The sequence below is a fragment of the Mesorhizobium sp. M7A.F.Ca.CA.001.04.2.1 genome (assembly GCF_003998485.1).
Taxonomy (GTDB): domain Bacteria; phylum Pseudomonadota; class Alphaproteobacteria; order Rhizobiales; family Rhizobiaceae; genus Mesorhizobium; species Mesorhizobium ciceri.
On record NZ_RZQT01000212.1, the window covers coordinates 1 to 6,885 of the forward strand.

General features: G+C 60.3%; 7 protein-coding genes and 1 pseudogene. 3 read left to right on the top strand and 5 right to left on the bottom strand.

The window, feature by feature from the left end:
- Window positions 1-169 precede the first annotated feature (169 nt).
- A pseudogene (locus EN955_RS33040) lies at window positions 170-507 on the top strand (hypothetical protein).
- Between the two features lie 50 nt (window positions 508-557).
- Here EN955_RS33040 and EN955_RS33045 read toward each other — a convergent pair.
- From EN955_RS33045 to EN955_RS33065, 5 genes are all read right to left on the bottom strand, one after another.
- A complete protein-coding gene (locus EN955_RS33045) occupies window positions 558-1,694 on the bottom strand; it encodes a phosphatase PAP2 family protein (RefSeq protein WP_024503357.1) in 1,137 nt (378 codons plus the stop codon).
- A 203-nt stretch (window positions 1,695-1,897) separates the two neighbouring features.
- Entirely contained in the window at window positions 1,898-2,329 is a 432-nt protein-coding gene (locus tag EN955_RS33050) for an HIT family protein (protein WP_013531772.1), read from the bottom strand.
- An 86-nt stretch (window positions 2,330-2,415) separates the two neighbouring features.
- Entirely contained in the window at window positions 2,416-3,630 is a 1,215-nt protein-coding gene (locus EN955_RS33055) for a GNAT family N-acetyltransferase (RefSeq protein ID WP_024503356.1), read from the bottom strand.
- Window positions 3,631-3,680: 50 nt separating this feature from the next.
- Window positions 3,681-4,409 (bottom strand): glycerophosphodiester phosphodiesterase, encoded by a 729-nt coding sequence (locus EN955_RS33060; RefSeq protein ID WP_024503355.1) that lies wholly within the window; start codon window positions 4,407-4,409, stop codon window positions 3,681-3,683.
- A 14-nt stretch (window positions 4,410-4,423) separates the two neighbouring features.
- Entirely contained in the window at window positions 4,424-4,888 is a 465-nt protein-coding gene (locus EN955_RS33065; RefSeq protein WP_024503354.1) for a RidA family protein, read from the bottom strand.
- Between the two features lie 138 nt (window positions 4,889-5,026).
- On the opposite strand from EN955_RS33065, the gene EN955_RS33070 reads away from it, so the two are divergent.
- Window positions 5,027-5,854 carry a cell envelope integrity EipB family protein gene (locus EN955_RS33070; RefSeq protein WP_013531768.1) on the top strand — a complete coding sequence of 276 codons (828 nt, stop codon included), beginning with the start codon at window positions 5,027-5,029 and terminating at the stop codon, window positions 5,852-5,854.
- 113 nt (window positions 5,855-5,967) lie between these two features.
- Window positions 5,968-6,885: hypothetical protein (locus EN955_RS33075; RefSeq protein ID WP_127223547.1), on the top strand; the 918-nt coding region annotated here is incomplete at its 3' end.

Below are 6,885 nucleotides of genomic sequence, written 5' to 3' on the forward strand. Positions count from 1 at the left end.
GATCAGCCGGAACCAACTGATCCAGCGTTACCATCTCGAGCGCGGTCTGTTCAGGGGCGGGTCGCTTCAACATGACCCAGTGAATCAAAAACCCCCGGCAAATGCCAGGGGTTTGTCAGCAGCCTGAAAGCCCCGGCAACGGGGCTTTTTTATTGGAGCGAGGGTAGGCATAATCGGCCAGATCATCATCCTGAACGGTGCGCCGCGATCGGAAAACAAGCATCGCTAAGGCTGTTCAGGAGTGCTTCGATAGCGTCTGGATCAATCTCGGTGTCGACGTTTGCGAGCAGGCCATGCCGCCGCGCTATCGACCCGGGATGGGATTGCGGCCCGATGGCGCGCCTGTGGCAGGAAGAGGTGCACCGGCCCGGCGTGTACGATCTGGAAGTCGACACGTCGCTCCTGAGCCCTGGGCAATGCGCGGACACGCTCGCAGAGCAGCTTCGGCAAGGATCGTATCGAACAGCGTTTCGGAAATTGTCCAACCCATCCAGCGCCGCCCTTTAGGCGTTTTGACCGGCATGCCGCCGCAGGCGAGTTCGTCCAGATCGGCGAATTTACATCCCGCAAAGGGCCGGCGATTGCATGGTGGAGCTCTCAGCGGCCGCGCTGTCCGACTCGAAACGGGTCAGCAAATATCCGCACGCCTTCCAGATCGCGACCATCAGGGATGCGCCCGCATAGCCATCCACGGCATAGTGCCAGCCAAGCACGACGGATCCGACCATAATGACGCCCGCGAATAACCACATCACAACACCGGCCAGCCGAGACCGCCGCGTTGCATAGAGAGCGAACAGCACCGCCATCGCAACGTGCAGGGATGGGAAGGCGGATATACCGACGCTGCCGGTAGTTGCGCCGGTGTAGCCACCCCACAGCATATCCTGCGTGTTGAGCGCCCAGATTGGATAGATGCGATCGGCGGTGGCGAGTGCTTGCATGAGGGCGTGAAAGTCGTTGCCGAACCCCAATCGCTCGTAAAAGCAAGGGCCAGCCGACGACAGGCCCATCGCGAGGAAGAAGCCACCCAGGGTCCACACCGTCATGAAGCTCATCAGGAACTGGTGACGCAGCTTCGTATCCTTGCGTGCGATGCACACGGTGAAAACCGCGGTAATGAGCACGACGAACCAGAAATTGTAAGCTATGTTGATGATCTTCAATGCAAGCGGCGACTGGACGATAAACCACAACCATTCGTGCGGGGCTCGACCGAAATGCAGGATGCGGTCGGCCTGAGCCAATGCCTTGTCCCATGCAAACGGAGAGAGGATTGCAATGGCTCCCTTCAACACACCGATCGCGGATATGAAGGCAAGGCCCGCACCCAGGCCATTCAGGCTGTTGGCAATGCGTTCGGCGTCGCCAACGAATCTACCCAGTGACTTCAGGAAGGTGTGCAGCGGTTCGGTATCCCGCTGGACCAGCGCAAGATGGAGAAGCGTCCCAAGTGCAAAGGCTGAGCCGCAAATCCAGAAGGCGATGAAAAGATACTCAGCGTATTCCTCCAGAACGCCGAAATCCGGCATGTTTCCAGTGTGCCACCCGACTGCGCTTGCCAGAAGCAGCGCAGCGGCACCCATAGCGTGCAGCAGCCGGTGTCGCCAAAAGCCATCCGCCAAGATGCCAAGAAAAGCACGCTCGACAATTGCCCCCGCCAGTGGGGCCGATGCCGCAACCGAATGTTCCATGGTTTTGAAGCCCCACAGCTCGCCACGCGTTAGCATTTTACCGTGAGATGGTTCGATATTTCCTAATCAGACGATTAGAGTTGCAAACGGTTGAGTCGGCACTGGGCACGGCCGGGCATTAGAATCGGCTTCTGGACTGAACGGCGCTTGTCAGTCCGATATTCTCGACCCGGTCCACCACATCATTGGCGGACCTCCCGCTCTCAATTTTTGAGTGCAGTCCGTATCTTTTCGGCGTTCCCGACCAGAATCTCCGGCTTCTCCATCTCGCCCGTGTGCGGCTTCAGCGGGATGCCGTCGAAGCGCGGAATGACATGCACATGCAGATGATAGACGGTCTGCCCCGAGGCCGGCTCATTGAACTGCATGACGGTGACGCCATCGGCGCCGAAGGCCTTTTTCACCGCCAGCGCCACTTTCTGAACGGCGCTCAAGAGATGGCCGAAAATTGACGGATCGGCATCGAGAAGGTTGCGCGACGGCGCTTTCGGCACCACCAGCGTATGGCCGGGCCCCTGCGGCATCACATCCATGAAGGCGATGACCGCATCATCCTCGTAGACACGGTGCGAGGGAATTTCGCCGCGCAGGATCTTGGCGAAAATGTTGTCGGTATCGTAGGCGGCCTCGGTCATGGCGAACGCTCCGGATTGTGCCTTCGTGTAGCGAAGGCGTCGAAATTCGGCAAGATAATCGTCGCCCCCCAGCCGGCCAACCGGGGCTACTCCTCGAGATCCTTGCGGAACGGGGTATGCTCTTCCAGATATTCGCTCATCCGCTCCACCTCCTGCCGTTCGCGCCGGAGATAGTCGGCGACGGCGTTGCGCAGGCCTGGGTGCGCAATGTAGTGCGCGGAATGCATGGTCACCGGCCGGTAGCCGCGCGCCAGCTTGTGCTCGCCCTGCGCTCCCGCCTCGACCACCTTGAGCTTGCGCTCGATGGCGAAGTCGATCGCCTGGTGATAGCAGACCTCGAAATGCAGGAAGGGATGGTCCTCGATGCAGCCCCAGTTGCGGCCATAGAGTGTATCCGAGCCGATGAAATTGATCGCGCCGGCGATATAGCGCCCGTTGCGCCTGGCCATCACCAGCAGGATGTCGTCGGCCATGCGCTCGCCGATCATCGAGAAGAATTGACGATTGAGATAGGGCCGGCCCCATTTGCGACTGCCGGTGTCCATGTAGAAGGCGAAGAAATCGTCCCAGGCTTTCTCCGTGAGGTCCTTGCCGGTCAGCCGGTCGATTGAAATGCCTGGAGCAAGCGCTTCGCGCCTTTCCTTTTTCATCGCCTTTCGCTTGCGCGAGGCAAGGGTGGCGAGGAAGTCGTCATAGGTTGAAAAGCCTTCGTTGAAGAAATGGAATTGCTGGTCGGTGCGGTGCAGGAAACCGGCTGCTTCCAGCACCTCCACATCGCTCTCTTGCGCGAAGGTGACATGTGCGGAAGAGACACCGAGCTTTTGCGTCACCGCCTTCAGGCCCGCCGCGAGACCGGCCTTCACCTTGGCACTGTCCTCGCCCCTGGTGACCAGCAGGCGAGGGCCGGTGACCGGGGAGAACGGCACGGCACTTTGCAGTTTGGGATAGTAGCGGCCACCAGCGCGCTCGAACGCATCCGACCAGCCATGGTCGAACACATATTCGCCCTGGCTGTGCGATTTGAGATAACAGGGCACCGCGCCCAGCAATCTGCCCCGCCCATCCTCCAGCCTGAGATGGTGGCCCTGCCAACCAGTGCGGCGCACGGCGCATCCGGAATCCTCAAGGGCGCTCAGGAAAGCGAATGAAACCAAAGGATTGTAGCTGGTTTCTAAATCGCCGCGCGCAGTTCCCGCAAAGCCATTCCATTCATCACAGGTGAAGGCGCCGATGCCGGCGGCGACGCGGATCGAATAGTCCGCATTGGCCGTTTGTCCGTCACCCTCGTCGCCCTGATCCATGAGGCTTATTTAAGCTCCGTCCGGCCTGGTGCAAGTCACGTTTCAGACACTCAGGCGACTTTGACCAGATCGGGTTCGAACCCTTCGAACGTCATCTGATCGGCATATCTGAAGGTCAGGTCGACCGCCGGCTGGTCATGCACCGTCCAGGTGATAACAGGCATTTTCAGCCTTTCACGCACGAAGCTGACAAATGGGTTTGGCAGGTCGCCGGCGGCGTAGGAGGTGAAGGCGATCTCATGCGCCAGCATGGCGAAATGCGCCTCGATCAACCCGACGTCCTTGCCGTAGGCGGTGAGACCCCCTGGGATACCCGGCGCGTCCTTTGGAAAATCGCGGACCAGCCAATGGTCGAACGACATGATCGCCGCCTTGCCCTTGTAGCGCTTGAGCATCTTGCCGACGCTTGCCACCAGGCCTTCGTCATAGCCGGGCGTGCCTTTCAGCTCGACGACCAGTGGCACGCGGCCATCGACCAGGTCGAGCGCTTCCTGCAGCGTCGGCACATGGTCCGCCGTGCCACCGACCCTGAGCGCCGCGAGTTCAGCTGCGGTACGCTGCCAGACGAAACCATCCTGGCCGGTCAGGCGCTTGAGATCGCCGTCATGGATGATGACGGGAACGCGGTCGGACGACAGGTGCACGTCGCATTCGATGGCGTAGCCGCGTTCGGCGGCTGCGGCAAAGGCCGACAGCGTGTTTTCCCAGCGCGTCTTGTTCATGTCGTGGAAGCCGCGGTGGGCAACGGGCCGGGCGGTCAGCCAGGATAGGTCGGTCATATCTGTACCCTGGCTCATGCGACTTCGAAGATGGCTTCGATTTCCACTGCGGCATTAAGCGGCAGGCAGGCCGTGCCGACGGCGGAGCGTGCATGCTTGCCGCGCTCGCCAAGGGCGGCGACCAGGAAATCGGAGGCGCCGTTGGCAACCAGATGCTGCTCGACGAACTCGGGTGACGAGGCGACGAAAACGGTGATCTTCACCAGACGGCTGATCTTCTCGAGGTCGCCGAGTGCTGCCTTGGCCTGCGCCAGGATGTTGATCGCGCAGTATTTTGCCGCGTCCTTGCCGCCTGCCGTGTCGACGTCGCGGCCGAGCAGCCCGCTCGCCTGCAGCTTGCCGTCCTTGAGCGGCAATTGCCCGGCAGTGAACAGCAAATTGCCGGTCCTGCAATAGGGCACGTAGTTGGCGGCGGGCGCGGCGGCGACGGGAAGCGTCACGCCCAGATCGCTTAGCCGCTTTTCGATTGTTTCACTCATGGTATTTCCCTATTGCTTGGTGACGCCGCGCCGGCCGGGCCGAAATTGCTATTTTTGCCTCGCTTCCGCCACGACTTTTTTTAAGCTGGACCATCTTTCCCTGCGGCCTGCCATCAGTCGCGACGATCGGAGTACCTCATGCGCGCAACGCGCCTCGCATTCCATGCCGTCCTGTTGTCGGGGATATTCTCGATAGGCCCTGTCTTCGCAGCGCCGGCACTGCAAGCCCACCGCGCCGTCTACGATCTTACCCTGAAAAAGGCTTCCGATCAGTCCGGCATCACGGGCATATCCGGCCGCATGGTCTATGAGTTCAATGGCTCGGCCTGTGAAGGCTATACGGTGAAATTCCGATTCGTCACCCAGATCGTCACCGCCGACAACACCAGGTTGACCGACCAGCAGACGACCACTTTCGAGGATGCCGAGGGCAAGACCTTTTCGTTCGTGACAAAGTCCTTCGTCGACCAGAATCTCGACAAGGAGGTCAAGGGCATCGCCACGAAAGAGACCAAGGGCCTCAAGGTCGACATCGACAAGCCTGAAAAGAACAGCGTCGAGCTCGCGACAACCCAATTCCCGACCCAGCATCTGGTCGAACTGATCGGCAAGGCCGAAAAGGGCGAGAATTTTTACGAAACCAACCTGTTCGACGGTTCCGAAGACGCCAACAAGGTGATGACCACCACCGTCGTTGTCGGCAAGAAAACCGATGCCGACAAGGCCGACCCGGAAGCTTCGGCACTGGCAAAGCTCGCCACCGACAAATACTGGCCGGTCGACATCGCCTATTTCGACGACACCAACAAGACCGGCGAAGAGGTTCCGGAATACCGTATCAGCTTCAAGCTGCATGAGAACGGCATCACCCGCGATCTCGTCATGGACTATGGCGACTTCTCGATGACCGGCAAGCTGGTCAACCTGTCGCTGTTCGACCAGACAAAACCTTGTCCCGCCAAATAGTGCCTGTCTAGGCAGCTGATTTGCCACGGCACGGCGTGGTCGTAACGAACGACTTGAACGTGCCGCAATCGTCTCTCAACCTCTTCCAGCGTCCAGGCGCGAGGGGGATCAGCTTGAGCAGGATCGATACGTTCGTCGCGCCGCGGCCCAACCCGGCACTGATCAGGGCCATGACATCCGTCAACCGGATCGTCATGCTGCGCGGCATTCCCGGGTTTCGGGATCTGTTGCCGTTCAATCGCCTGGCCGGTCTGCGCGGCGTCTCAAATGTCCGCCATATCGACTTTCCCGACGCCGATCTTGAGCGGCTGAAGGCCAGTTGCGGGGCAGGGAAGGCGACCTTCATCACACCCAATCATCCCGAGTTCTTCACCGACTGGATGATCGACAAGGAAATCGTGTCGCAGGTCAGCCCGCTCACGGCCTCATGGGCGACCAATGGTGTCGTCAACGGCCTTGGCCGGCTGATGCAGAAGTTCTGGCTTGCCAACAATCTGATCGCCCAGATTCCCGGCAACAGCGGGGCAGCGAAGGAACACTCGATCGCCTGGGCCCTGAAAGGCCATGGCGTGCTGCTGCATCCCGAAGGCGGCGTCGGCTGGCATGCCAATGTCGTTGCGTCTTTGCTGCCGGGTGCCGTCGAGATGGGACTGGAAGCCCTCAAGCGCGGTCGGGCCACGGATTCCAATTTCAAGGTCTGGATCGCGCCCGTCGTCTGGAAGCTTGCCTTCACCGGCAACGTCGAAGCGGCACTGGCGAAGGAATGCGCCTATGTCGAGAAAAACCTCAAAATAGAACGCCAGGCGACCGACACGCTGCCGCAGCGCATTCACCATGTCTATTCGACACTGCTGGCCCGCGATGAAGCTGCCAGCGGCATGCCGTTCGACCAAGGCGCTTCCTATGCCCAGCGTCAGAGGGTTTTGGTCACCGAGCTCAGCCGCCAGCTCGGCAAAAGCATCTCAGCCGACATTGATGTCGCCGACATCACCGAGCTTCTGCGGCGGGCGCGCCGCTGGCAGCGCGAAAAC